The sequence below is a fragment of the Streptomyces sp. URMC 123 genome (assembly GCF_051386515.1).
Classification (GTDB): Bacteria; Actinomycetota; Actinomycetes; order Streptomycetales; family Streptomycetaceae; genus Streptomyces.
Genome location: NZ_JBPQTV010000750.1, coordinates 1 through 299 on the forward strand (window position 1 = coordinate 1; position 299 = coordinate 299).

Annotated in this window: 1 pseudogene; it reads left to right on the forward strand. The window is 70.9% G+C overall.

The features are described 5' to 3' along the window. Nucleotides 1-299: pseudogene (locus ACSNOD_RS31880) on the forward strand (excinuclease ABC subunit UvrA); the annotation flags it as partial.

Genomic DNA, 299 nt, shown 5'->3' on the forward strand with positions numbered 1-299 from the left:
GTCGACGTCGACATCCCCCTCGGCGTGCTGACCGTGGTCACCGGGGTGGCCGGCTCCGGCAAGAGCTCCCTGATCCACGGCTCGGTCGCCGGACGCGAGGGCGTGGTCGTGGTGGACCAGGCGCCGATCAGGGGCTCACGACGCTCCAACCCGGCCACCTACACCGGGCTGCTCGACCCCATCCGCAAGGCGTTCGCCAAGGCCAACGGCGTCAAGCCGGCCCTGTTCAGCGCCAACTCAGAAGGCGCCTGCCCCGCCTGCAACGGCGCCGGGGTCCTCTACACCGACCTGGCGATGAT